Genomic DNA, 24,318 nt, shown 5'->3' with positions numbered 1-24,318 from the left:
GGCTTGAGCCCGGCTCAGCCGCCGGTGACGGGCGGAAAGAACGCGACCTCGCAGCCCTCGGTGATACGCGTGCTCGCGTCGGTCATCACGTGGTTGCAGGCCATGCGCAGCGCGCGGCCTTCGGCGAGCGTCTCGGCCCAGATGCCGCCACGCACGCGCAGCCACGCGCGCACGTCGCCGACGGTCGCGATGCCGTCGGGCACCTCGACGGTTTCGTCGGAGGTATTGAGCGCTTCACGTACGCTCGCAAAGTATCGAAGTTCAATCTTCATCGGGATACCGCCGGTTTGTGCCGCGCATGCGGTGCATGCCGCGGATAGCCGGCCTCAGTTCAGCAGTTCGGAAAACGGAATGAAGCGCACGGTTTCGCCGGCGCTGATCGCGTGGTTCGGCGGATTGTCGATCAGGCCGTCGCCCCACACGGTCGACGTCAACACGGCCGAGCTCTGATTGGCAAACAGATCCAGCCCGCCCGCTGCGTTGACGCGCGCGCGCAGGAATTCGTTGCGGCGATCGGCCTTGCCCTGCGTGAAGTCGGCGCGCAGCGACAACGCGCGCGGCGCGACCGTCTGCACCCCGGCCAGCCGCAGAACGAACGGACGCACGAACAGCAGGAACGTGACGAAGCTCGACACCGGATTGCCGGGCAGGCCGATGAAAAACGTTTCCGCCGTGCCCCCCGCGCCACGGCGCACCGCGCCGAACGCGAGCGGCTTGCCCGGCTTCATGGCGATCTGCCACATCGACAGACGCCCTTCGGCCTCTACCGCCGGCTTCACATGATCCTCCTCGCCGACCGACACGCCGCCGCAGGTGAGAATCAGATCGTGCGCCTCAGCGGCCTCGCGCAGCGTCGCGCGGGTCGCGTCGAGCTGATCGGCGACGATGCCGTAGTCGGTCACGTCGCAGCCGAGCTTCTCGAGCAGGCCACGCAGCGTAAAGCGATTCGAGTTGTAGATCGCGCCGGGCTTCAGCGGCTCGCCGGGCATCGTCAGTTCGTCGCCGGTGAAAAACACGGCGACCTTCACGCGCCGGCGCACCTCGAGCCGCGCACATCCGACCGACGCGGCAAGCCCCAACGCCTGCGGCGTGAGCCGCGTGCCGGCCGGCAGGATCACCGAGCCTGCGCGAATATCGGCGCCCTGCGCGGTGATCCACTCGCCCGCCTGCGGACGATGCACGATCGTCACTTCGTCGCCGGCCGCCTCGGTCTGTTCCTGCATCACGACCGCGTCCGCGCCAGCGGGCACCGTCGCACCGGTGAAGATGCGTGCCGCGCTATTGGGCGCGAGCGGCGCCGGTGCATGGCCGGCCGGAATCCGTTGCGAGACCGGCAGGCGGCTGCCGTGCGCGAGATCGGCGATACGAACCGCGTAGCCGTCCATCGCGCTCGTGTGCATCGGCGGCACGTCGAGCGGCGACGTGACGTCGGTGGCGAGCACGTGATTCAGCGCGTCGAGCGTCGGCAGCGTTTCGATACCGTCGATCGCGCGGGCGGCGTCGAGCAGGATGGCCAACGCATCGGCAGTGGCGAGCATCGGGGCGCGGGGCGTGGGTGTGGACATCGGGATGTGTCGAAGCCGCAGGTTAAAAGAACATTGTAGCGGCCGATGCCGTTAGCCTGGGCGGCCGGGCGTCATGGAGAGCTTTTTGTGATTTTCGCTGCGTGGCCGCCGAGGGTGCGGCCAGCGTTTTTTCGTAGTGCGGGCGTGGGAGTCGATTAACGCGAATCGACACGGCCGCGGGATGCCGCGTGAGCCGAAAACGGCCCGCGCGGCCCGTTTGACGTCGCCGGTCGCCCTTATGCGCCGGTATTCGCGACGATGAAGTCCTTCACCTTCTGCGCATCCGCGGGCACGACCTCGAAGCGCTGCGGCAGCGCTTCGAGTCCCGAGAACGCCGCCGGCCGCTCCGGTTCGCGCAGCAGCGCTTCGCGGATCGTCTCGCCGAACTTGATCGGCTGCGCGGTCTCGAGCACGATCATCGGAATGCCCGGTTGCAAATGCTCGCGCGCGACCTTCACGCCGTCGGCCGTGTGCGTGTCGATCATCGTGTCGTAGCGCTGGAACACGTCGCGGATCGTTTCGACGCGGGTGTCGTGGCTGCTGCTGCCGGACACGAAACCGAACTCCCTCACGCGCGCGAAGTCGCCGCTCGCCGCGAGGTCGAAACCGCCCTTCTCCTCGACGTCGCGGAACAGTTGCAGCACGCGCGCCGGATCGCGGCCGAGCAGGTCGTACACGAAACGCTCGAAGTTCGACGCCTTCGAGATGTCCATGCTCGGGCTGCTCGTGTGATACGTCTCCGCTGCCTTGCGCACCCGGTAGATGCCGGTGCGGAAGAACTCGTCGAGCACGTCGTTCTCGTTGGTCGCGACGACGAGCTTCTCGATCGGCAGACCCATCATGCGCGCGATATGACCCGCGCACACGTTACCGAAGTTGCCCGACGGCACCGTGAACGACACACGCTCGTCGTTCGACTTCGTCGCGGCAAAGTAGCCCTTGAAGTAGTAGACGACCTGCGCGACGACGCGCGCCCAGTTGATCGAATTCACCGTGCCGATCTTGTACTTCGCCTTGAACGCGTGGTCGTTCGACACCGCCTTCACGATGTCCTGCGCGTCGTCGAACACGCCTTCCACCGCGAGATTGAAGATGTTCGGGTCTTGCAGGCTGTACATCTGCGCGGTCTGGAACGCGCTCATCTTTTTGTGCGGCGACAGCATGAACACGCGGATGCCCTTCTTGCCGCGCATCGCGTATTCAGCGGCGCTGCCGGTATCGCCCGAGGTCGCGCCGAGAATGTTCAGCGTTTCGCCGTGCTTCGCGAGCGCGTACTCGAACAGGTTGCCGATCAGCTGCATCGCCATGTCCTTGAACGCGAGCGTCGGCCCGTTCGACAGTTCGAGCAGCGACAGCGGCGCGCCGTCTTCGACGCCGAGCGTCTTCAGCGGCGTGATCTGCGCGGCGCTTTCGTCGTCGCGCACGTTGCAGTAGGTCGCGGCCGTGTAGGTCTTGCGGGTCAGCGCGCGCAGATCGTCGGCGGGGATGTCGTCGCAGAACTTCGACAGGATTTCGAACGCGAGATCCGCGTACGGCAGCGTGCGCCAGCGCGTGAGTTCGTCCGCGGTGATGCGCGGATATTCGGCCGGCAGATACAGTCCGCCGTCTTTCGCGAGACCGCCGAGCAGGATGTCGGAGAAGGTATGGCGCTCGCCGGCTCCGGCGCCGCGCGTGGAGAGGTAGTTCATAGTTCGGCCTAGTTCAGCGCTTCCATGCGCAGCTTCGTGACTTGCGAGACGACGGTCTTGAGCCCTTCGATCGACCTGATCGCGGCGTTGACCTGCTTTTCGACCGTCTCGTGCGTGATCAGCAGGATGTCGGTTTCGCCCTTGCCGTTCGCGTCGACGAGTTCCGATTCCTTTTGCAGCAGCGCGTCGATCGAAATGCCGGTGTCCGCCAGAATGCGCGTGATGTCGGCGAGCACGCCGGTCACGTCGGCGACGCGCAGGCGCAGGTAGTAGCCGCTCGTGACTTCTTCGATCGGCAGGATCGGCGTGTTCGACAGGCTGTCCGGCTGGAACGCCAGATGCGGCACGCGATGCTCAGGGTCGGCCGTGTGCAGACGAGTCACGTCGACCAGATCGGCGACCACCGCGGAAGCCGTCGGCTCCGCGCCCGCGCCCTTGCCGTAGTACAGCGTCGTGCCGACCGCGTCGCCGTGCACGACGACCGCGTTCATCGCGCCTTCCACATTCGCGAGCAGGCGCTTTTCCGGAATCAGCGTGGGATGCACGCGCAGTTCGATGCCTTTATCGGTGCGCCGCGTGATGCCAAGCAGCTTGATGCGATAGCCGAGTTCCTCGGCGTATTTGATGTCGATCGCGGCGAGCTTGCTGATGCCTTCGACGTACGCGCGGTCGAACTGCACCGGCACGCCGAACGCGATCGCGCTCATGATCGTCGCCTTGTGCGCGGCGTCGACGCCTTCGATGTCGAAGGTCGGGTCCGCTTCCGCGTAGCCGAGCTCCTGTGCGGCCTTCAGCGCGGTGGCGAAATCGAGCCCGCGGTCGCGCATCTCCGACAGGATGTAGTTCGTCGTACCGTTGATGATGCCGGCGATGTACTGGATACGGTTCGCCGTCAGCCCTTCACGCAACGCCTTGATGATCGGAATGCCGCCCGCCACCGCCGCTTCGAACGCGACCATCACGCCGTTCGCGCGCGCCGCCTGGAAGATCTCCGTGCCATGTACGGCGAGCAGCGCCTTGTTGGCGGTGACCACGTGCTTGCCGTTGTTGATCGCGCGCAGTACGAGGTCGCGCGCAATGCCGGTGCCGCCGATCATTTCCGCCACGATCGCGATCGACGGATCGTCGACGACCGCGTTGAAGTCATCGGTCAGCGCCACGCTGCCGGCTTCGCCGCCGAGCGCCGCGGTCGCCTTGGCCGGGTTGCGCACGGCGATGCGCGCAATCTCGATGCCGCGACCCGCGCGACGTTTGATTTCTTCCTGATTGCGGCGCAGTACCGTGAAGGTGCCGCTGCCTACCGTGCCGAAGCCCAGCAGTCCAACTTTGATCGGTTCCATGCAGCGTGTGTTTCTAATAGAGGTTTGAAAAGGGTGTCAAGGGTGGCACGAGCGGCGCGCCTGATGCGCCACGTCACGCGCCACATCGTACGCGAGGGCGGCTCAGGCTGTGTGACGCTTGCGGTAGCCATCGAGGAAGCGCGCAATCCGGTTGATCGAATCCGCGAGGTCGTCGACGTTCGGCAGGAACACGACGCGGAAGTGATCCGGCGTCTTCCAGTTGAAGCCGGTGCCCTGCACGAGCAGCACGCGCTCTTCGAGCAGCAGGTCGAGGATGAACTGCTGGTCGTTCTGGATCGGATACACCTTCGGGTCGAGGCGCGGGAACATGTACAGCGCCGCTTCCGGTTTCACGCAGCTTACACCGGGGATCGCGGTCAGCATGTCATAGGCGAGTTCGCGCTGCTTGTACAGGCGCCCGCTCGGCACGATCAGGTCGTTGATGCTCTGATAGCCGCCGAGCGCGGTCTGGATCGCATACTGGCCGGGCACGTTCGGACACAGCCGCATCGACGCGAGGATGCCGAGGCCTTCCAGATAGTCTTTCGCGAGCCGGCGGTTCTCGCCGGTCAGGCCCGAAATGGCCATCCAGCCGGCACGGTAGCCGCACGAGCGGTAGCTCTTCGAGAGGCTGTTGAACGTGACAGTCAGCACGTCTTCGGACAGCGACGCCATCGACGTGTGCTTCTTGCCGTCGTAGATGATCTTGTCGTACACCTCGTCGGCGAAGATCACGAGGCCGTGCTGGCGCGCGATCTCGATCAGGCCGAGCAGCAGTTCGTCCGAATACAGCGCGCCGGTCGGGTTGTTCGGGTTGATCACGACGAGCGCGCGCGTGTTCGGCGTGATTTTCGCGCGGATGTCGTCGAGGTCCGGCATCCAGCTATTCGACTCGTCGCAGATGTAGTGCACCGGCGTGCCGCCCGCGAGGCTCACGCCGGCGGTCCACAGCGGGTAGTCGGGCGCGGGCAGCAGCACTTCGTCGCCGTCGTTGACGAGGCCCTGCAGCGCCATCACGATCAGCTCGGACGCGCCGTTGCCGATGTAGATGTCGTCGAGCTCGACGCCGTGCACGCCCTTTTGCTGCGTGTAGTGCATGATCGCCTTGCGCGCGGCGAACACGCCCTTCGAATCGGAGTAGCCCGACGAGCTGGGCAGATTCAGGATCATGTCCTGAATGATTTCATCGGGTGCCTCGAATCCGAACGGCGCCAGATTGCCGATGTTCAGCTTGATGATGCGGTGGCCCTCTTCTTCGAGCCGCTTCGCGTGTTCGAGGACGGGCCCGCGAATGTCGTAGCAGACATTCAACAATTTATTGGACTTGAGAATCGGTTTCACGGCGGGCACTTCATCCTGGTTGATGGCTGGGGGCAAACCTTGGGCAAACGGGGCCCGGCTGACGGCGCCGGGCCGCTCGGATTCACCGATACGGGAATTCGGACGCGGCGGCGCCAGCGAAGGCGGCCAACTGCGAAATGGGGTCGAACTGTCGAGCGGCCGCGGCTTTCCGGGTTCCGGCGCGGGGAAAAAACGCAGCGAAAGCGGGCGATGCCAGCACAGGTAGCCGGTGGGCCACGCCGATGTGCCCAGCGCGGCTTGTGGCGGCACTTGAGCGAGGGGCGCCGCAAGGCGGCTAAAAAGTTATAATTTAGCGGATTTTGGCCGACTTCCGCAATGCACCACCCGCAACGGCAAGCCTTTTCGGCCTTCTCGTGTGTCACACGCGTCGAACCGCGCGGCCTGTGCGACGTGCATTCAGGCCGGCCATACGCATGACGTCTCACGACGACTTCGGAAAACCAATTTGAAATTACATCAGGATTCCAGCGGCGCGCTGAATACCGTTACCGGCTACGGCGCCGACTACGTCGAAATCAATCTGGTGCGTCACGCGGGCAGTCTGCTCGTGCTGCCGGACGCGCCGGTCATTCCCTGGCCCGTCTCGTCGTTCGAGCAGCTGAGCGCCGAGCATTTCGCGATGCTGGTCGACGCCGCGCCCGAAGTGGTCGTGTTCGGCAGCGGCGAGCGGCTGCGCTTTCCGCACCCGAGGCTGACCGCCGCACTCACCGCGAAACGCATCGGCGTCGAAACGATGGACTTCAAGGCCGCCTGCCGCACCTACAACATTCTGATGGCCGAGGGCCGCAAGGTCGCGGCCGCGTTGCTGATCGAAGCCTGAGCGGGCCCGGCGCCGGCGCATCCCGCGCGAGCCGGCGCCCGGCCGGCCCCGTTCTGGCCCCCGCGCCGCGCCTGCGCGCGCGTCGTCGATAACAAGAAGGGTTGATATTTCATGAACGATACGCCGTCGAGGCTACCGCTCAACCGCACCGCCATCCTGTTGCTGGTGCTGGTTCTCGCCGTGATCTGGTTCGTGCCGCTCGGCTGGCGCCATCTGCTGCCGAGCGACGAAGGCCGCTACGCCGAAATGGCGCGCGAAATGTTCCTGACCGGCGACTGGATCACGCCGCGCTACAACGCCTACAAGTACTTCGAGAAGCCGCCGCTGCAAACCTGGGCGAACGCGCTGACGTTCGCGTGGTTCGGCATCGGCGAATGGCAGGCGCGCCTCTATACCGCGCTGACGGGCTTCGCCGGCGTGCTGCTGATCGGCTTCACCGGTGCGCGCGTGTTCAACGCGGCGACTGGCGTGTTCGCGGCGCTCGTGCTCGCCTGCGCGCCGTACTGGAACCTGATGGGCCACTTCAACACGCTCGACATGGGCCTGTCGTTCTGGATGACGCTCACGCTTTGCGCGCTGCTGCTCGCGCAGCGGCCGAACCTGCGCCCCCCGTGCGTGCGCGGCTGGATGTGGGTGTGCTGGGCGTCGATGGCGCTGGCGGTGCTCTCCAAGGGTCTCGTCGGGCTGATCCTGCCGGGCGCGGTGCTGGTGCTCTACACGCTGATTGCCCGCGACTGGGCGCTGTGGAAGCGACTGCACCTGGTGAGCGGCCTGATCGTCTTCTTCGCGATCGTCACGCCGTGGTTCGTCCTCGTGCAGCAGCGCAATCCTGAATTCCTGAACTTCTTTTTCATCGTCCAGCAGTTCAAGCGCTATCTGACGCCCGAGCAGAATCGCCCGGGCGCGTTCTACTACTTCGTGCCGGTGCTGCTGGTGGGCTTCCTGCCGTGGCTGTCGGTAACCGTGCAAAGCGTGCGCCATGCGTGGCGTCAGCCGCGTCAGCCGAACGGCTTCGCGCCGGTCACGCTGATGCTCACGTGGATCGTCTTCATCTTCCTGTTCTTCAGCGCGTCGCACTCGAAGCTGCTGTCCTACACGCTGCCGATCGCGCCGCCGATCGCAATGCTGATCGGCATGTACCTGCCGCTCGTCACGCGCGAGCAGCAGCGCCGGCATCTGGCGGGCTACGCGCTGTTTTTCGTAGTCGCCGCGTTTGCGGCGCTGTTCCTGTCGCGCCTCGGCTCTGAGCGCAATCCGGCCGCGCTGTACGCCGAGTTCCGCGTGTGGGTGCTCGCCGGGCTGGCCGTGGCCTTCGTGCTCACGCTGGTCGCGTTGTGGCTGAACCGTCGCGGTGAGAATGGCGCAGGCGCCAACGCACGGGCCGGCCTCGGCAGCCTCGCCGCGTTCGGCGCGGGCTGGCTGCTGCTCGCCACGATCGCGGGCACCGGCCACGACGTGTTCGGACGCCTGAGCTCCGGCGCGCCGCTCGCGCCCGCGATCAAGGCAAAACTCGCGCAGCTGCCGCCCGACACGCCGTTCTACTCGGTCGGCGTGCTCGACCATACGCTGCCGTTCTACATCGGCCACACGATGATCATGGTCGCGCACCCGGACGAGCTCGCCTTCGGCGTGTCCGTCGAGCCGCAAAAATGGGTGCCGACGATCGACGAGTGGATCGAGCGCTGGAAGGCCGATCGCTACGCGCTCGCGCTGATCCCGCCGCCGACCTACGAGCGCCTCGTCAAGCAAGGCGTGCCGATGCAGGTGATCGCGCGCGATTCGCGTCGCGTGGTGGTGATGAAGCCGCTCGCCGACGGGACTCCCGCCGCCGCTGCCCCCGCCTCCACGCCCGCGGCAAAGCCCTAACCCTATAGAGAACCAGACCGTTCGATGAACCCGATTTCCCTCTTCTGCATCCTCGCCGGCGTCACGCTGAACGCCGGCGCGCAGCTGCTGCTCAAGGCCGGCACGAATGCCGTTGGACACTTCGAATTCACCCGTGCGAACATCCTGCCCATCGGCTTCAAGCTGGCAACCCAGCCGCCGATCATCGGCGGGCTCGCCTGCTACGTGATCAGCGTGGCGGTGTGGATCATCGGGCTCTCGCGGGTGGACGTGTCGATCGCCTATCCGATGCTGTCGCTTGGCTACGTCGTCAACGCGATCGCCGCGTGGTACCTGTTCGGCGAAGTGATGTCGGTGCAGAAGCTGGTCGGCATCGGCATCATTCTGGTCGGCGTGGTCGTGCTCGCGCGCAGCTAGGCGCCGCGCCTCGCGCAGGAACCCGCGCGGCGCACGAGCCGCCTAAGCCTGACGTAAGGTAGGGCGCGGTAAGCTGCACGGTTGCGTTTTTTCCGCCGCGGCCTTGGGTTTGCGCGTAGTTTGTGGTTTACTTCGCGCCCGTCGGGCCGCGCCCCTTTCAATCGAGCGATGCATTCATGAGCCAGTCACAAGTCCCGTTTTTGCCGTTTGTCAAACCCGAGATCGACGAGGAAACGATCCAGGGCGTCGCCGACGTGCTGCGTTCCGGCTGGATCACCACCGGCCCGCAGAACCAGAAGTTCGAGGCCGCGCTGTCCGAATTCTGCGGCGGCCGCCCGGTGCGCACGTTCAATTCCGGCACGGCGACGCTCGAAATCGGCCTGCGCATCGCCGGCGTCGGTCCCGGCGACGAAGTCATCACGACGCCGGCCACCTGGGTGTCGACCTGCAACGTGATCCTCGAAACCGGCGCGACGCCGGTGTTCGCCGACATCGACCCGGTCACGCGCAACGTCGATCTCGATCTGCTCGAAAAAGCCATCACGCCGCGCACCAAGGCGCTGCTGCCGGTGTTCCTGTCCGGCTTGCCGGTCGACATGGACCGTCTGTATGCAATCGCCCGCGAGCACAAGCTGCGCGTGATCGAAGACGCCGCGCAGGCATTCGGCTCGACCTGGCGCGGCGAGCGCATCGGCAAGCTCGGCGACATCGTGTCGTTCAGCTTCCACGCGAACAAGAACCTGACCTCGGTCGAAGGCGGCGCGCTCGTGCTGAACAACGAGGAAGAAGCGGTGCTCGCGCAGAAGTACCGGCTGCAGGGCATCACGCGCACCGGCTTCGACGGCATGGACTGCGACGTGCTCGGCGGCAAGTACAACCTGACCGACGTCGCCGCGCGCGTCGGCCTCGGCCAGCTGCCGCATCTGGAGCGCTTCATCGCGCAGCGCAAGAAGCTCGCGCGCGCGTACTTCGCGCAGCTCGAAGGCGGCGCGGCCGTGAAGCTCGGCGTCGGCCTGCCCGTCGCAGACTTCGAAAACAGCAACTGGCACATGTTCCAGATCACGCTGCCGCTCGAAAAGCTGTCGATCGACCGCGCCGGCTTCATGGGCGAGCTGAAGGAGCGCGGCATCGGCTCGGGCGTGCACTACCCGGCGCTGCACCTGTTTTCCCTGTACCGTGCGCGCGGCTTCAAGGAAGGCATGTTCCCGCATGCCGAACGCTTCGGCGCCACCACCGTCACGCTGCCGCTCTTCACGCTGATGAACGAAGGCGACGTCGAGCGCGTGTGCCGCGCGGTCAACGAAATTTGCGAACACTACGGAAAGTAAGCGGACATGACTTATTCGGAACATCGCGCCGTCGCACCGGAAGTGTCGATCATCATTCCGGTGTACAACGAGGAAGCCGGACTGGCCGCGCTGTTCGCGCGCCTCTATCCGGCGCTCGACGCGCTCGGCACCGGTTATGAAGTGATCTTCATCAACGACGGCAGCCGCGACAAATCCGCGGCGCTGCTTGCCGGGCAGTTCCGCGCGCGGCCCGACACGACGCGCGTGATCCTGCTGAACGGCAACTACGGCCAGCACATGGCGATTCTCGCGGGCTTCGAGCAGTCGCGGGGTGACATCGTGATCACGCTCGACGCCGACCTGCAGAATCCGCCCGAGGAAATCGGCAAGCTCGTCGCGAAAATGCGCGAGGGCTTCGACTACGTCGGCACGATCCGTCGGCAGCGCCAGGACAGCCTGTGGCGCCGCAAGGCGTCGCGCGCGATGAATCATCTGCGCGAGCGCATCACGCGCATCAAGATGACCGACCAGGGCTGCATGCTTCGCGCGTACAGCCGTCACATCATCGATACGATCAACCGCTGCGGCGAGATCAACACGTTCATCCCCGCGCTCGCGTACACGTTCGCGCAGAATCCGGTGGAAATCGAGGTCGCGCACGAAGAACGCTTCGCCGGTGAGTCGAAGTACTCGCTGTACTCGCTGATCCGCCTGAATTTCGACCTCGTCACCGGTTTCTCGGTGGTGCCGTTGCAATGGCTGTCGTTCATCGGCGTGATCCTGTCGCTAGGCTCCGCGGCGCTGTTCGTCCTGCTGCTGATTCGGCGCTTCATCATCGGCGCGGAAGTGCAAGGTGTGTTTACGCTGTTCGCTATCACCTTCTTCCTGCTCGGCGTGATCATCTTCGCGCTCGGCCTGCTCGGTGAGTACATCGGCCGGATCTATCAGCAGGTGCGTGCGCGGCCGCGTTATCTGGTGCAGACCATTCTCGAAGAACGCGACGGCGGCGCCGTCGCCGAAGCGCCGCGCCAGACCGTCGCGCAAGGCGTGCAGCCGGTGCCGGTCGCCGATCAGGGACGTCAGCCATGAAGCCGCGCGCCGTCGTATTCGCGTATCACAATGTCGGCGTGCGCTGCCTGCAGGTGCTGCTCGCGCGCGGCGTCGACGTCGCGCTCGTCGTCACGCATGAAGACAACCCGAGCGAGAACATCTGGTTCGGCAGCGTGGCATCGGTCGCGGCCGAGCACGGCATCGCCGTCGTCACGCCGGCCGATCCGAAGAGTCCGGAACTGCGCGCCGCGGTGAGCGCCGCGCGGCCGGACTTCATCTTCTCGTTCTACTACCGCCACATGCTGCCGCTCGATCTGCTCGCGATCGCCGCACGGGGCGCTTACAACATGCACGGCTCGCTGCTGCCGAAGTATCGCGGCCGCGTGCCGACCAACTGGGCGGTGCTCAACGGCGAGAGCGAAACCGGCGCGACGCTGCACGAAATGGCCGCGAAACCCGACGCCGGCGCGATCATTGCGCAAACCCCGGTGCCGATCCTGCCCGACGACACCGCCGCGCAGGTCTTCGACAAGGTCACGGTCGCGGCGGAGCAAACGCTATGGCGGGTGTTGCCTGCGCTGCTCGCGGGCGAGGCGCCGCATCTGCCGAACGATCTCGCACACGGCAGCTACTACGGCGGGCGCAAACCGGAAGACGGCCGCATCGACTGGAGCCAGTCCGCGCAGCAGGTCTACAACCTGATCCGCGCGGTCGCGCCGCCGTATCCGGGCGCTTTCACCGATCTGAACGGCCATCGGTTCATCGTCGCACGCGCGCGTCTGGCCGTGCCCGGCGCGCTCCGCTCGGATTTGCCCCCGGGCCTGCACGTAAGCGATAATGCCGTTTTCGCAATTTGCGGCGACGGCCGCGCGATCAACATCCACGAATTGCGGCACCAGCACGATGGCGGCGAGACTGCCGTCAGTCCGGCGAAATTCGCCCAGCTCATCCAATCTCATTCATGAAAAAAGTCCTGATTCTGGGTGTGAATGGCTTTATCGGCCATCACCTGTCCAAACGCATTCTCGAAACGACCGACTGGGAAGTGTTCGGGATGGACATGCAGACCGAACGTCTCGGCGACCTCCTCAATCATGAGCGGATGCACTTCTTCGAAGGCGACATCACGATCAACAAGGAGTGGGTCGAATATCACATCAAGAAGTGCGATGTGATCCTGCCGCTCGTCGCGATCGCCACGCCCGCAACCTATGTGAAGCAGCCGCTGCGCGTGTTCGAACTCGACTTCGAAGCGAACCTGCCGATCGTGCGTTCGGCCGTCAAGTACGGCAAGCACCTCGTGTTTCCGTCGACCTCCGAGGTCTACGGCATGTGCACGGACGAGCAGTTCGATCCGGAAGAATCGCAGCTGTCGTACGGCCCGATCAACAAGCCGCGCTGGATCTACGCGTGCTCGAAGCAGCTGATGGACCGCGTGATCTGGGGTTACGGCATGGAAGGCCTGAACTTCACGCTGTTCCGTCCGTTCAACTGGATCGGCCCGGGCCTCGACTCGATCTACACGCCGAAGGAAGGTAGCTCGCGCGTGGTCACGCAGTTCCTCGGCCACATCGTGCGCGGCGAGAACATCAGCCTCGTCGACGGCGGTGCGCAAAAGCGCGCATTCACGGATATCGACGACGGCATCAGCGCGCTGATGAAGATCATCGAGAACAAGAACGGCGTCGCCACCGGCAAGATCTACAACATCGGCAATCCGACCAACAACTTCTCCGTGCGCGAGCTCGCGCACAAGATGCTGGCACTCGCGGCCGAATTCCCCGAATACGCGGACTCGGCCAAGAAGGTACAACTGGTCGAAACGTCGTCGGGCGCGTACTACGGCAACGGCTATCAGGACGTGCAGAACCGCGTGCCGAAGATCGACAACACGAAGCAGGAACTCGGCTGGGCACCCACGTCGACTTTCGACGAAGCGCTGCGCAAGATTTTCGAAGCGTATCGCGGCCATGTCGCGGACGCCCGCGCACTCGTCGAACAGCAATAAAAGGGCGCGTCCTTGGCTCGCATCGTCCTGAAGATCGACGTCGACACGCTGCGCGGCACCCGCGAAGGCGTGCCGAATCTCGCGCGCATCTTCGACCGTTTCAAGGCGCGCGCCACCTTCCTGTTCAGCCTCGGACCCGACCACACTGGTTGGGCGATGCGCCGTGTGCTGCGGCCGGGTTTTCTGAAGAAGGTGTCGCGCACGTCGGTGGTCGAGCATTACGGCGTCAAACAGCTGATGTACGGCGTGCTGCTGCCCGGTCCGGACATCGGCGCGAAAGCCGCGGCCGAAATGCGCGCGATCCACGAAGCCGGCTTCGAGTGCGGCATCCATACGTGGGACCACGTTTACTGGCAGGACAACGTGCGCGCCAAAGATCGCGCGTGGACCGTCGCGCAGATGCAGCAGAGCCACGCGCGCTTTATCGAGGTATTCGGCGCGCCGCCTGTCACGCACGGTGCGGCGGGCTGGCAGATGAACGGCCACGCGTTCGAGCAGATCGACGCGTGGGGCATGCACTACGCGTCTGATGGTCGCGGCCACTCGCCGTATCTGCCGGTGGTCGATGGCAGGACGCTCAAGCACGTGCAGATGCCGACCACGCTGCCGACGCTCGACGAAGTGCTCGGTGTCGATGGTGTCGACACGCACAACGTCGCCGCGTGGATGCTGAAACAAACCGAAAAAAATCCGCACGACCAGGTGTTCACGCTGCACGCGGAGCTCGAAGGACAGAAGCTCGCGCCGGTATTCGAACAGTTGCTCGAAGGCTGGCGCGCGCAGGGCCACACGTTCGCCACGATGGGCGATTACTACGCCACGCTAGACCGCGCCACGCTGCCATCGTACCCTGTTACGTGGGGCGAGATTCCGGGGCGCTCCGGCGAACTGATCGTCCAGCCCTGAAGGGCTGCGGCGCGGCGCGAAAGTCGTCGGTAAGCACGCCGCTTGCTGCCTGCCCGTTCGCCGCGTGGCCTGCCGATCTGGCAGCCGCAAGGCAACCTCAAGGCAACCGCAAGGCAACCGCAAGCCGCACGCTGACCGAATCCCCGAACAACAACAACCTCGACGACAGACCGGCCGACGCCGCGGCACCTAGCGACGCCGGCCCTAACCACCGGAGAACCTCGTGTCCATCGCAGTCGACCAACCCATCCCCGACTTCACCGCCGCCGCGACGGGCGGCGAAATCACGCTGTCGAAGCTGCGGGGCAAGAAGGTGGTGCTGTATTTCTATCCGAAGGACAACACGCCGGGCTGCACGACCGAAGGTCTGCAGTTCCGCGATCTGTATCCGAAGTTCAAGAAGGCCGGCGCGGAAGTGATCGGCGTGTCGCGCGACAGCTTGCGTTCGCATGACAACTTCAAGGCCAAGCTCGAACTACCCTTCCCGCTGATTTCCGATCCGGAAGAAACGCTGTGCGCGCTGTTTTCCGTCATCAAAATGAAGAAAATGTATGGCAAAGAGGTACGGGGAATCGAGCGCTCCACGTTCCTCATCGACGCCGCTGGCGTGCTGCGCCAGGAGTGGCGCGGCGTCAAGGTGCCGGGCCACGTCGACGAAATTCTGGAGGCTGTACAAGCGCTTTGATGCGCGTTATATTGGGCCGCAATGAGTGCCTGTCCACCCCATATTTTTCTCCGCTGCGCCAGCTCTGACGGCCGCTTGACCGGATCCACCGGTGCCGTTCGGAGCGTGAGGCGCAATGCGAGCATCATCGTCGAGCCGCTAGCCCCGAATGCCGGGGCGGCGGCTTTTTTAATTGCGCGCAGCCGCTCGTTCACTGGTTCGCGCGCTTCCGTCAAGGAGCCTATCGAAGACCAGGCGAACCGGCATCTCTAGACCGAATGCGCGCCTCCTCGCGCAGACTGGGTGTCCCATGAGGACATCGTCAGAATGCGACGGGCGGCGCACGATATGTGACCCGATCATTTCGAGGGAAACCATGCCTTTGCCTACTCCCCCCAGCAAGCTCGGCAATCTTTTGTCGCCTGACGAATACAAGGCCAAAGCCGTCACGCCCGCGCGCTCCACTGCGAAAAAACAGGCGCGTGAAGGGGAATCCGCAGAGTCGGCCGATTACGGCCGCGCCAATGTTGCCACCCCGATGGCGCACGCCGCCAACGCCGCCACCACGTTGTGGCCCGTGCCCGCCGTCGAATCGCCGCCCGCCGCGCAACCCGCGCCGGCGCGCGGCCGCAAGACCAGGCAGACCGCCGCGCTGTTGCAGCCGGTTCCGTCCGCGCATGCGCAGCTCGACGCCGACGCGGTCGAAGCTCAACCGGTCGTGGCACGCGCGAAGCACCCCACGGCCGAAACAGCCGCCGCACCCGCCGCGGCGACCCCGGCCGCCACGCGCAAGAAACGCGGCACCGGCGCCGCGCCAGTCGAGGTGCAGAAGCTTTTCGTGCTCGACACCAACGTGCTGATGCACGATCCGAGCTGCCTGTTCCGCTTCGAGGAACACGACGTCTATCTGCCGATGATGACGTTGGAAGAGCTCGACAACCACAAGAAGGGGATGTCGGAAGTCGCGCGTAACGCGCGTCAGGTGAGCCGCACGCTCGACGCGCTGGTCGCAAACGCGGGCGACATCACCGACGGCATTTCGCTCGCGCGGCTGGGCAGCCGCGAGGCATCCGGACGGCTGTTCTTCCAGACCCGGCTGACCGCGATCGAGCCCGTCGAAGGGCTGCCCGAAGGCAAGGCCGACAACCAGATCCTCGGCGTCGTGCGCGCGCTGCAGCGCGATCGCGCGGATCGCCAGGTCGTGTTGGTGTCGAAAGACATCAACATGCGCATCAAGGCGCATGCGCTCGGCCTGCCCGCCGAAGACTACTTCAACGACCAGGTGCTCGAGGACAGCGACCTGCTGTACACGGGCATCCGCGCGCTGCCGCAAGACTTCTGGACCAGGCACGCGAAGGGCATGGAAAGCTGGCAGGACACCAAAACCGGCACCACGTACTACCGTGTGACGGGTCCGCTGTGCGCATCGATGCTGGTCAACGAGTTCGTTTATCTGGAGCCGCAGAACGGCGAGCCCGCGTTTCATGCACTGGTGCGCGAGCTGAACGGCAAGACCGCGCTGCTGCAAACGCTGCGTGACTATGGCCACCACAAGAACAACGTGTGGGGAATCACGGCGCGCAATCGTGAGCAGAACTTCGCGCTGAACCTGCTGATGAATCCGGAAATCGACTTCGTCACGCTGCTCGGCCAGGCCGGCACCGGCAAGACGCTGGTCGCGCTCGCGGCGGGCCTCGCGCAGGTGCTCGACGACAAGCGCTACAACGAGATCATCGTGACCCGCGCGACCGTGCCGGTCGGCGAAGACATCGGCTTCCTGCCGGGCACCGAAGAGGAAAAGATGCAGCCGTGGATGGGTGCGTTCGACGACAACCTGGAAGTGCTGCAGAAAACCGACGATGCCGCCGGCGAATGGGGCCGCGCCGCGACCCAGGAGCTGATCCGCTCGCGCCTGAAGATCAAGAGCATGAACTTCATGCGCGGCCGCACGTTCGTCGACAAGTATCTGATCATCGACGAGGCGCAGAACCTGACGCCGAAGCAGATGAAGACGCTCGTCACGCGCGCGGGTCCGGGCACGAAGATCATCTGCCTCGGCAACATCGCGCAGATCGACACGCCTTACCTGACCGAGGGCAGTTCGGGCCTGACCTATGTGGTCGACCGCTTCAAGGGCTGGGCGCACAGCGGACACGTGACGCTCGCGCGCGGCGAGCGCTCGCGCCTCGCTGACTACGCGTCGGAGATTCTCTAGGCGTTCGCAGTTTTTTCCGGCTTTCATCGCAAGCCGCGTCCGGTTCGATCCGGACGCGGCTTTTTTATTGCGCCGACGTTCTCCGCAGGCAACACTTAGCGCACAAACTTCAAGTAATTTATCAACAATTCTTGCGGCAGCCTTGTTGGGCGGCTACCATCCCGACATCGTCAGTGAGTAAATGGGCGCTTACCGCCCGTGCTGTCTTCATGCGCCGACTCGCCCTATCGCTACTGCCTGTCCTGCTGCTCGCCGCTTGCGCCGGCGCGCCGCAAAAGACGTCGCGCGGGTCCGGCGGCACCGTCGTCGCGAACGGCGCCTACCACGAGCCGCCGCCCGGCTTCCCCCATTTCGTCGATCACAGCATCGGCCGGGAGGAAATCTCGATTCAGGCGATGAGCCTCGTCGGCGTGCCCTACCGCTGGGGCGGCAACACGCCCGACAGCGGCTTCGACTGCAGTGGTCTGGTGCGCTATGTGGTGCTGCGCGCGGCGTCGGTGAACCTGCCGCGCACGACGGCAGAGATGAGCGGGCGCGGCGAATCCGTCGAGCCGGACGAAATCGCGCCCGGCGATCTGATCTTTTTCAATACTACCGGGCGCGCGCATTCGCACGTCGGCATCTACGTGGGCAAGCTGCGCTTCGTCAACGCGCCATCGACCGGCGGCACAGTGCGGCTCGACTATCTGACCAATCCCTATTGGGCGAAGCGTTTCGACGGCATCCGCCGGATGGCGGGACCGGCGGCGACGCCCGCGCCGTTCGATACGCCGAGCTATCAGGCGGCCGCGCCGCAAACGGAGCGCGCTGCCGCGGGCGCGGCGGCGACGGTGGCGGTTCGACCAGCGTCGACCTATGCCGGCACGATCCCGCCGACCGGTGCAGGCAGCGGCACGCCCGTCGCGCAATCCGATCAATTCGAGCCGCCGCCGTCGGGCCTCAGCGCCGCGCAACTGCAGGCGCGCTCGGCGGGCGCGGTGGCACCGCCGCTGGTCCCGGTGGCTCAGACACGCACGTATGAAAGCGGCGCTCCTTCATCCGCTCAACCGATCCAGCCAGCCACGACTGCCCGCGTCCTCCCGCCAACCGCACCCGACGCAATCGACGCCGCCGCCGATGCATTCGAGCCGCCGCCGCCCGCATCCATCGCGGAACGCCAGGCCCGCCAGGCACAGCAGACCGACGGCGCTGGCGCCGTGCAGCTGATGCGCGCGTCGACGGTTTCCCACGGCGTGCCCGCCCCCACGCAAAGCAGTGACGACCCGATCGCCCGTTTCGCGAACGGCAACTTCTGACGTCGTGATCTGCTATCGTCATCGATATTCTTTCGACGGCGGGTAACGACCATGGAACTCGGGCTCAAAAATAAGGTGGTGCTCATCACCGGCGGCAGCAAAGGCATCGGTTTCGCCTGCGCGCGGGCCTTCGCACAGGAAGGCGCGAAGGTCGCGATCGTGTCGCGCGACCCCGCCAACCTCGCGCGCGCTTACGAACAGCTGAAACAGGAAGGATTCCACGTGCATCGCACGCGTGCCGACCTGCACGAGCCGCACAGTGCCGCCGATATCGTCGAGGAAGTCAGCGCCGCGGTAGGCCCGATCGACGTGCTGATCAATAGCGCCGGCGCCGCGCGCCGGTACGACCCCGAGACGCTCGATGCCGACGCATTTCGGGCGACGATGGAGGCGAAGTATTTCCCGTATATCTATCCGCAGCAGGAGGTGCTGCGCCGTATGGCCGAGCGCGCGAAGGCCAACGGCGGTGCCGAGCCGGGCACGATCGTCAATATCATCGGCATGGGCGGCAAGATCGCGAGCGACATCCATATCGCAGGCGGCGCGGCCAACGCGGCGCTGATGCTCGCGACCGTCGGCCTCGCGCACTACTACGCGCGCTATGGCATCCGCATCAACGCGATCAATCCGGGTGCGACGCTGACCGAGCGCGTCGAGGAAGCGGTTCGGCTGGAGGCGGCGCAACAAGGCATCGGCAACGACGAAGCGCTCGCGCGCGGCCAGGCCAGGACGCCGCTCGGCCGCTACGCAAAGCCGGAGGAAATCGCCGACGTGGCGCTGTTCCTCGCGAGTCGCCGTGCAAGCTATGTGACGGGCGCGATCATCCCGATGGACGGCGCAAACGCACCGCTGATCTGAACGGAAAGAGCGACGCGACGGCCTTCAGGACGGCGCAGTCGCGCGTTCAATCGAACTATGCAGGGAAACCGGTGCGATGCAACGGGCGGCATGAAGCCGAAGCCCGCGCGTGCGGTTCAGCCAGAGTCGGCCGATCGAGCAGCGCAGGCCTGCATCGCACGGTGATTACAGGAAGTGGTGGCCCAGCCACCAGGCTCCGCCGGACAGCAGCGCGGATGCCGGAATCGTCAGAATCCACGCCCACACGATGTTACCGGCCACGCCCCAGCGCACCGCGCTCAACTTTTGCGTCGCGCCGACCCCGACGATCGCGCCGGTGATCGTATGGGTGGTGGAGACGGGAATGCCGAGCGCCGACGCGGTGAACAGGGTAAGCGCTCCGCCCGCCTCCGCACAGAAGCCGCCGACCGGCTTCAGCTTCGTGATTTTCTGTCCCATCGTGCGGACGATGCGCCAGCCGCCGAACAGCGTGCCGAGACCCATCGACAGATAGCAGCCGCCGATCACCCACAGCGGCGGCGCATCCGCCTTCATCGACGCAAACCCGGTTGCGATCAGCAGCATCCAGATGACGCCGATTGTCTTCTGCGCGTCGTTGCCGCCATGACCGAGGCTGTACAAGCCGGCGGAGAGCAGTTGCAGGCGGCGGAAGCGCCTGTCGACCTTGCTCGGCGGCGTGCGGAAGTACAGCCACGACACCAGCAGCATGAAAAACGAACCGAGCACGAAGCCGAGCAGCGGCGAAATGAAGATGAACGCGACGGTCTTCATCAGGCCGTCCCAGTTCAGCGATCCCCAGCCCGACTTGGCGAGCGCCGCGCCGACGAGGCCGCCGATCAGCGCGTGCGATGAGCTGGACGGAATGCCGTAGACCCAGGTAATCACGTTCCACGCGATCGCGCCGACCAGCGCGCCGAAGATCACGTAATGATCGACGATGTCCGGATCGATCGTGCCCCTGCCAACGGTTGCGGCCACCTTCAGGTGAAACACGAAATACGCGATGACGTTGAACGCCGCCGCGAACGCCACCGCCTGCTGCGGCTTCAGCACGCCGGTCGATACGACCGTGGCGATCGAATTCGCCGCGTCGTGAAAGCCGTTCATGAAGTCGAACACCAGCGCAATGGCAACCAGGCCGGTTACGACCCAGATAGCGAGTTGTATCGATTGCATTATGCGTTTTCCAGCACGATGCCTTCGATGATGTTCGCCACATCCTCACACTTGTCCGTGATCGTTTCGAGCAGCTCGTAGATCGCCTTCAGCTTGATCAGGACCTTGACGTCGTCTTCCTCGCGGAACAGCTTCGACATCGCCGCGCGCAGCACGCGGTCGGCTTCCGATTCGAGCCGGTCGATTTCCTCGCAGGCCTTCAGGATCTGGCGCGCCTGCTTCATGTCCGACAGCAGGCTGACCGCGAACTGCACGCGCTCGCAGGTCGCCGTGCAGATATGCGCGAGCTGGCTCGCCTCCGACGTGACCGCTTGCACGTCGTACAGCGAGATCGCGGTGGCGACGTCCTCCATCAGGTCGAGGATGTCGTCCATCGTCGTGATCAGCTTGTGGATCTCGTCACGGTCGAGCGGCGTGATGAAAGTCTTGTGCAGCAGGTCGATGGCTTCGTGCGTGAGCTTGTCGGCCGCTTTCTCGGCCTTTTGCACGTTTTGCTTGTGGATTTCGGCGTCCTGCAGATTGTCGATCAGGAGCTCGAGTTCGCGGCTCGCCGAGATGATGCACGTTGCGTGCGAATTGAAGATTTCAAAGAACTTGCCCTCGGTGGGCATGAATCGACCGAACATTGGGATCCTGGAAATGGGTCACGTAATGGCTGACATAAAACCGCCATATTGTACCGTTCCGCCATCATTGCCGCACTCGCAACAGCGCCGTTACAACAGCCCACGGCGCTTCGCGTCACTCGCCGCCGTAGAAGTTCTGCGCACCTGCAAAATTGTCGAACTTCGTGTATTGACCATGGAACGTGAGCCGAACGGGGCCGATCGGACCATTCCGCTGCTTGCCGATGATGATCTCCGCCGTGCCCTTGTCGGGGCTGTCCGGGTTGTACACTTCGTCGCGGTAGATGAACAGGATCACGTCGGCGTCCTGTTCGATAGCGCCCGATTCGCGCAGGTCCGACATGATCGGCCGCTTGTTTGGCCGCTGCTCGAGGCCGCGGTTCAGCTGCGACAATGCGATCACCGGCACGTCGAGCTCCTTCGCGAGGCTCTTCAGCGAACGCGAGATTTCCGAGATTTCGGTCGCGCGGTTTTCGCCCGCCGACGAGCCGCTCATCAGCTGCAGATAGTCGATGATGATCAGCCCGAGCTTGCCGCACTGGCGCGACAGCCGGCGCGCGCGCGAGCGCAGTTCCATTGGGTTCAGACCGCCGGTTTCGTCGATGAAAATTTGCGCCTCGCTCATTTTCTGCACCGCGTGCGTGAGCTTCGGCCAATCCTCGTCGGTCAGACGTCCGGTACGCATGCGATGCTGATCGAGCCTGCCGACCGAGCCGAGCATACGCATCGTGAGCTGCGTGCCCGGCATTTCCATCGAGAACACCGCGACCGGCAGTCCGTACTCGACCGCGACGTACTCGCCGATGTTCATCGAAAACGCCGTCTTACCCATCGACGGACGGCCCGCGACGATGATCAACTCGCCGCCGTGCATGCCTGAGGTCATGCGGTCCAGATCGACGAAGCCGGTTGGCGTACCGGTCACGTCGCTCGGATTGGCGGTGTGATAGAGCGTGTCGATCCGTTCGACCACTTCGGTCAGCAGCGGCCCGATCTCGAGGAAGCCCTGGGTGCCGCGCGCGCCGTCTTCGGCGATCGAGAACACCTTCGATTCCGCTTCGTCCAGCAATTGCCGGACTTCCTTGCCTTGCGGGTTGAACGCGTCGGCGGAGATTTCATCGGCGACCGACACGAGCCGGCGCAGCACCGCGCGGTCGCGCACGATTTCCGCGTAGCGGCGGATATTGGCGGCGCTCGGCGTGTTCTGCGCGAGCGCGTTCAGGTAAGCGAGGCCGCCGACCTCTTCCGCCTTGCCCGAGGTGCCGAGCGCTTCGTAGACGGTGACCACGTCGGCCGGACGCGTGGCCGCGATCAGCTTGCCGATGTGCTCGAAGATGATGCGGTGGTCGTAACGGTAGAAGTCGCTCTGCGCGAGGAAGTCCGCGATGCGGTCCCACGCCGCGTTGTCGAGCAGCAGGCCGCCCAGCACCGATTGCTCGGCTTCGATCGAATGCGGGGGGACTTTCAGCGACTCGAGTTGGGGATCTTTGGACGGTGCGTTCATGGGGAGGAATTATCGGGCAATCCGACGACGGCTGCGAGCGGAAAAAACGCCAACTCGGGGGATACACGACGATAGTCGGGCACAAAAAAAGCAGGGGCCGGTTACCCGGCCCCTGCCCTTCATCAGCGAAGTGCTGGCTGATCCTGCGTGATGCTCAGCGCTCGACTTAGACGTGCTCGCCGATCACAGCCACCGTCACATCGACGAGAACGTCGGTGTGCAGCGAAACCTGAACCGGGTGCTCGCCAACCATCTTCAGCGGGCCTTCCGGCAGACGCACTTGCGCCTTTTCAACTGCGAAGCCTTGCTTGCCCAGTGCTTCGGCGATGTCGGCGTTCGTCACCGAACCGAACAGACGGCCGTCGACGCCAGCCTTTTGATTGATCTGAACGGTTTGGCCTGCCAGCTTTTCGCCTTGAGCCTGAGCGGCTGCCAGCTTTTCAGCGGCGACCTTTTCGAGTTCTGCGCGGCGCACTTCGAATTCAGCCAGGGCTTCCTTCGTTGCACGGCGAGCTTGCTTGTTCGGGATCAGGAAATTACGTGCGTAACCGTCCTTGACCTTCACGATGTCGCCCAGGTTACCCAGATTGACGACTTTTTCCAGAAGAATGATTTGCATTCGGATGCTCCTTATCGCGTCGTCGGGTTAGGCCTTGTGCTGGTCGGTGTACGGCATCAGCGCGAGGAAACGCGCGCGCTTGATAGCCGTGTCCAGCTGGCGTTGATAGTGCGCCTTGGTACCCGTGAGACGTGCCGGCGTGATCTTGCCGTTCTCGCCAATGAAGTCCTTCAGCGTTTCGATGTCTTTGTAGTCGATGTACTCGACGCCAGCGGCCGTGAAACGGCAGAACTTCTTGCGCTTGAAGAGCGGGTTCTGTTGCTGACGACGCTTGTCAAATTTCTTACCAGTCGGGCGGGGCATGATTAGTCCTTTCCAATGTCCTGCAATGCTGTGATGTGAAATACCAGAGTTCGCGCGTTACGGTGCTTTTTAGCCAGAAAACCTGTGAAGAGCGTTTCGACGCCCATCTGACAGTTTTCGAGCTTACCGCTCGCTTCGCCCGCGGCGACCGCCTGCATGGTTAGTTCGACCTGACGGGCAATGCCCGCCTCGACGACTTCCGTGCGGTGGTGCAACGTGCAGCTCGCAATCGGAACGCCGGCGGGGGTGTACCGCACCGCTTCGCGTTCGACGACGCTCGCCGTAAGTTGCAGCCGGTTCATGTACTTGAGATGCCTTCGTGTACGTGAGCGGAGCGACGCTGCGTGTCTGGTAGCTTAAATAGTGTGTCTTAAGCCTGCGCTTCGGTCGGCTGAGCGGCTGCCGACTTCTTGGCTTCTTCGCGCTGCACTTCCTTCATCATCGGCGACGGGCCGGTTTCGGCCTTTTTCATCTTGACGATCAGGTGACGCAGAACGGCGTCGTTGAACTTGAACGCGTGTTCCAGCTCGTCGAGCGTGGTCTGGTCGCATTCGATGTTCATGCAGACGTAGTGAGCCTTCGCGAGTTTCTCGATCATGTAGGCCAGTTGGCGACGGCCCCAGTCTTCGACGCGGTGAATCTGACCACCGTGCGACGTGATCGTGCTCTTGTAACGCTCGATCATGGCGGGCACTTGCTCGCTTTGATCGGGATGCACGATAAAGACGATTTCGTAATGACGCATTACACACTCCTTGTGCTGACTTT

General features: G+C 64.4%; 24 protein-coding genes. 12 read left to right on the top strand and 12 right to left on the bottom strand.

Translation table 11 applies throughout. The features are described 5' to 3' along the window. Nucleotides 1-14 precede the first annotated feature (14 nt). From moaD to VSR82_RS00585, 5 genes are all read right to left on the bottom strand, one after another. A complete protein-coding gene (gene moaD, locus VSR82_RS00605) occupies nucleotides 15-272 on the bottom strand; it encodes a molybdopterin converting factor subunit 1 (RefSeq protein WP_176108666.1) in 258 nt (85 codons plus the stop codon). 54 nt (nucleotides 273-326) lie between these two features. Then, the gene (locus tag VSR82_RS00600) at nucleotides 327-1,538 is read right to left on the bottom strand and encodes a molybdopterin molybdotransferase MoeA (protein ID WP_429461879.1); all 1,212 of its coding nucleotides are present in this window, start codon (nucleotides 1,536-1,538) and stop codon (nucleotides 327-329) included. A 263-nt stretch (nucleotides 1,539-1,801) separates the two neighbouring features. Next, nucleotides 1,802-3,253 (bottom strand): threonine synthase, encoded by a 1,452-nt coding sequence (gene thrC / locus VSR82_RS00595; RefSeq protein WP_368582876.1) that lies wholly within the window; start codon nucleotides 3,251-3,253, stop codon nucleotides 1,802-1,804. Nucleotides 3,254-3,261: 8 nt separating this feature from the next. Next, nucleotides 3,262-4,593 (bottom strand): homoserine dehydrogenase, encoded by a 1,332-nt coding sequence (locus VSR82_RS00590; protein WP_429459427.1) that lies wholly within the window; start codon nucleotides 4,591-4,593, stop codon nucleotides 3,262-3,264. A 102-nt stretch (nucleotides 4,594-4,695) separates the two neighbouring features. Then, complete coding sequence (locus VSR82_RS00585; protein ID WP_368582873.1) at nucleotides 4,696-5,943, bottom strand: pyridoxal phosphate-dependent aminotransferase; 1,248 nt, start codon at nucleotides 5,941-5,943, stop codon at nucleotides 4,696-4,698. A 457-nt stretch (nucleotides 5,944-6,400) separates the two neighbouring features. On the opposite strand from VSR82_RS00585, the gene VSR82_RS00580 reads away from it, so the two are divergent. The 12 genes from VSR82_RS00580 to VSR82_RS00525 all read left to right on the top strand — a co-directional run bounded on the left by VSR82_RS00580 (nucleotide 6,401) and on the right by VSR82_RS00525 (nucleotide 19,322). After that, nucleotides 6,401-6,775 carry an Mth938-like domain-containing protein gene (locus VSR82_RS00580; protein ID WP_230560588.1) on the top strand — a complete coding sequence of 125 codons (375 nt, stop codon included), beginning with the start codon at nucleotides 6,401-6,403 and terminating at the stop codon, nucleotides 6,773-6,775. A gap of 111 nt (nucleotides 6,776-6,886) precedes the next feature. Further along, nucleotides 6,887-8,641 (top strand): glycosyltransferase family 39 protein, encoded by a 1,755-nt coding sequence (locus VSR82_RS00575; RefSeq protein ID WP_429459432.1) that lies wholly within the window; start codon nucleotides 6,887-6,889, stop codon nucleotides 8,639-8,641. A 24-nt stretch (nucleotides 8,642-8,665) separates the two neighbouring features. Beyond that, entirely contained in the window at nucleotides 8,666-9,037 is a 372-nt protein-coding gene (locus VSR82_RS00570; RefSeq protein WP_013089326.1) for an SMR family transporter, read from the top strand. A 176-nt stretch (nucleotides 9,038-9,213) separates the two neighbouring features. Beyond that, nucleotides 9,214-10,365: a DegT/DnrJ/EryC1/StrS family aminotransferase gene (locus VSR82_RS00565; RefSeq protein ID WP_368582871.1), complete on the top strand. Its 1,152-nt coding sequence runs from the start codon at nucleotides 9,214-9,216 to the stop codon at nucleotides 10,363-10,365. 6 nt (nucleotides 10,366-10,371) lie between these two features. Further along, nucleotides 10,372-11,415: a glycosyltransferase gene (locus VSR82_RS00560; RefSeq protein ID WP_368582870.1), complete on the top strand. Its 1,044-nt coding sequence runs from the start codon at nucleotides 10,372-10,374 to the stop codon at nucleotides 11,413-11,415. After that, nucleotides 11,412-12,341 carry a formyltransferase gene (locus tag VSR82_RS00555; RefSeq protein WP_498857440.1) on the top strand — a complete coding sequence of 310 codons (930 nt, stop codon included), beginning with the start codon at nucleotides 11,412-11,414 and terminating at the stop codon, nucleotides 12,339-12,341. Before VSR82_RS00560 ends, VSR82_RS00555 begins: the two co-directional genes overlap by 4 nt. After that, nucleotides 12,338-13,384 (top strand): bifunctional UDP-4-keto-pentose/UDP-xylose synthase, encoded by a 1,047-nt coding sequence (locus VSR82_RS00550; protein ID WP_429459435.1) that lies wholly within the window; start codon nucleotides 12,338-12,340, stop codon nucleotides 13,382-13,384. Before VSR82_RS00555 ends, VSR82_RS00550 begins: the two co-directional genes overlap by 4 nt. Nucleotides 13,385-13,396: 12 nt before the next feature. Continuing rightward, entirely contained in the window at nucleotides 13,397-14,290 is an 894-nt protein-coding gene (locus VSR82_RS00545; RefSeq protein ID WP_368582867.1) for a polysaccharide deacetylase family protein, read from the top strand. Nucleotides 14,291-14,513: 223 nt separating this feature from the next. Beyond that, the gene (locus tag VSR82_RS00540; RefSeq protein ID WP_368582865.1) at nucleotides 14,514-14,975 is read left to right on the top strand and encodes a peroxiredoxin; all 462 of its coding nucleotides are present in this window, start codon (nucleotides 14,514-14,516) and stop codon (nucleotides 14,973-14,975) included. A gap of 355 nt (nucleotides 14,976-15,330) precedes the next feature. Beyond that, on the top strand, nucleotides 15,331-17,169 hold the full coding sequence (locus tag VSR82_RS00535) for a PhoH family protein (RefSeq protein WP_498857439.1): 1,839 nt from the start codon (nucleotides 15,331-15,333) through the stop codon (nucleotides 17,167-17,169). Nucleotides 17,170-17,378: 209 nt separating this feature from the next. Beyond that, nucleotides 17,379-18,464, top strand: coding sequence for a C40 family peptidase (locus tag VSR82_RS00530; RefSeq protein WP_429459440.1), 1,086 nt, complete (start codon nucleotides 17,379-17,381; stop codon nucleotides 18,462-18,464). 51 nt (nucleotides 18,465-18,515) lie between these two features. Beyond that, nucleotides 18,516-19,322 (top strand): SDR family NAD(P)-dependent oxidoreductase, encoded by an 807-nt coding sequence (locus VSR82_RS00525; protein ID WP_368582860.1) that lies wholly within the window; start codon nucleotides 18,516-18,518, stop codon nucleotides 19,320-19,322. Between the two features lie 165 nt (nucleotides 19,323-19,487). On the opposite strand, the gene VSR82_RS00520 is transcribed toward VSR82_RS00525, so the two are convergent. The 7 genes from VSR82_RS00520 to rpsF form a co-directional block, all read right to left on the bottom strand. Next, nucleotides 19,488-20,498, bottom strand: a complete 1,011-nt coding sequence (locus VSR82_RS00520) for an inorganic phosphate transporter (RefSeq protein ID WP_368582859.1) — start codon at nucleotides 20,496-20,498, stop codon at nucleotides 19,488-19,490. After that, nucleotides 20,498-21,124 carry a DUF47 domain-containing protein gene (locus tag VSR82_RS00515; RefSeq protein ID WP_013089315.1) on the bottom strand — a complete coding sequence of 209 codons (627 nt, stop codon included), beginning with the start codon at nucleotides 21,122-21,124 and terminating at the stop codon, nucleotides 20,498-20,500. The genes VSR82_RS00520 and VSR82_RS00515 overlap by 1 nt, the downstream gene beginning before the upstream one ends. Nucleotides 21,125-21,239: 115 nt before the next feature. After that, a complete protein-coding gene (locus VSR82_RS00510; RefSeq protein ID WP_368582857.1) occupies nucleotides 21,240-22,628 on the bottom strand; it encodes a replicative DNA helicase in 1,389 nt (462 codons plus the stop codon). A 166-nt stretch (nucleotides 22,629-22,794) separates the two neighbouring features. Next, entirely contained in the window at nucleotides 22,795-23,247 is a 453-nt protein-coding gene (rplI, locus tag VSR82_RS00505; RefSeq protein WP_013089313.1) for a 50S ribosomal protein L9, read from the bottom strand. A 27-nt stretch (nucleotides 23,248-23,274) separates the two neighbouring features. After that, a complete protein-coding gene (gene rpsR, locus VSR82_RS00500; RefSeq protein ID WP_008922421.1) occupies nucleotides 23,275-23,550 on the bottom strand; it encodes a 30S ribosomal protein S18 in 276 nt (91 codons plus the stop codon). A 2-nt stretch (nucleotides 23,551-23,552) separates the two neighbouring features. Next, nucleotides 23,553-23,852 (bottom strand): primosomal replication protein N, encoded by a 300-nt coding sequence (priB, locus tag VSR82_RS00495; RefSeq protein ID WP_176108684.1) that lies wholly within the window; start codon nucleotides 23,850-23,852, stop codon nucleotides 23,553-23,555. A 68-nt stretch (nucleotides 23,853-23,920) separates the two neighbouring features. Further along, nucleotides 23,921-24,295 carry a 30S ribosomal protein S6 gene (gene rpsF / locus VSR82_RS00490; protein ID WP_013089311.1) on the bottom strand — a complete coding sequence of 125 codons (375 nt, stop codon included), beginning with the start codon at nucleotides 24,293-24,295 and terminating at the stop codon, nucleotides 23,921-23,923. Between the last annotated feature and the right edge of the window lie 23 nt (nucleotides 24,296-24,318).

Source organism: Burkholderia sp. JPY481, assembly GCF_038900515.1.
GTDB lineage: Bacteria > Pseudomonadota > Gammaproteobacteria > Burkholderiales > Burkholderiaceae > Paraburkholderia > Paraburkholderia youngii.
The sequence above is the reverse complement of the archived record's forward strand: the minus strand, read 5'-3'. Positions and strand labels throughout refer to the sequence as shown.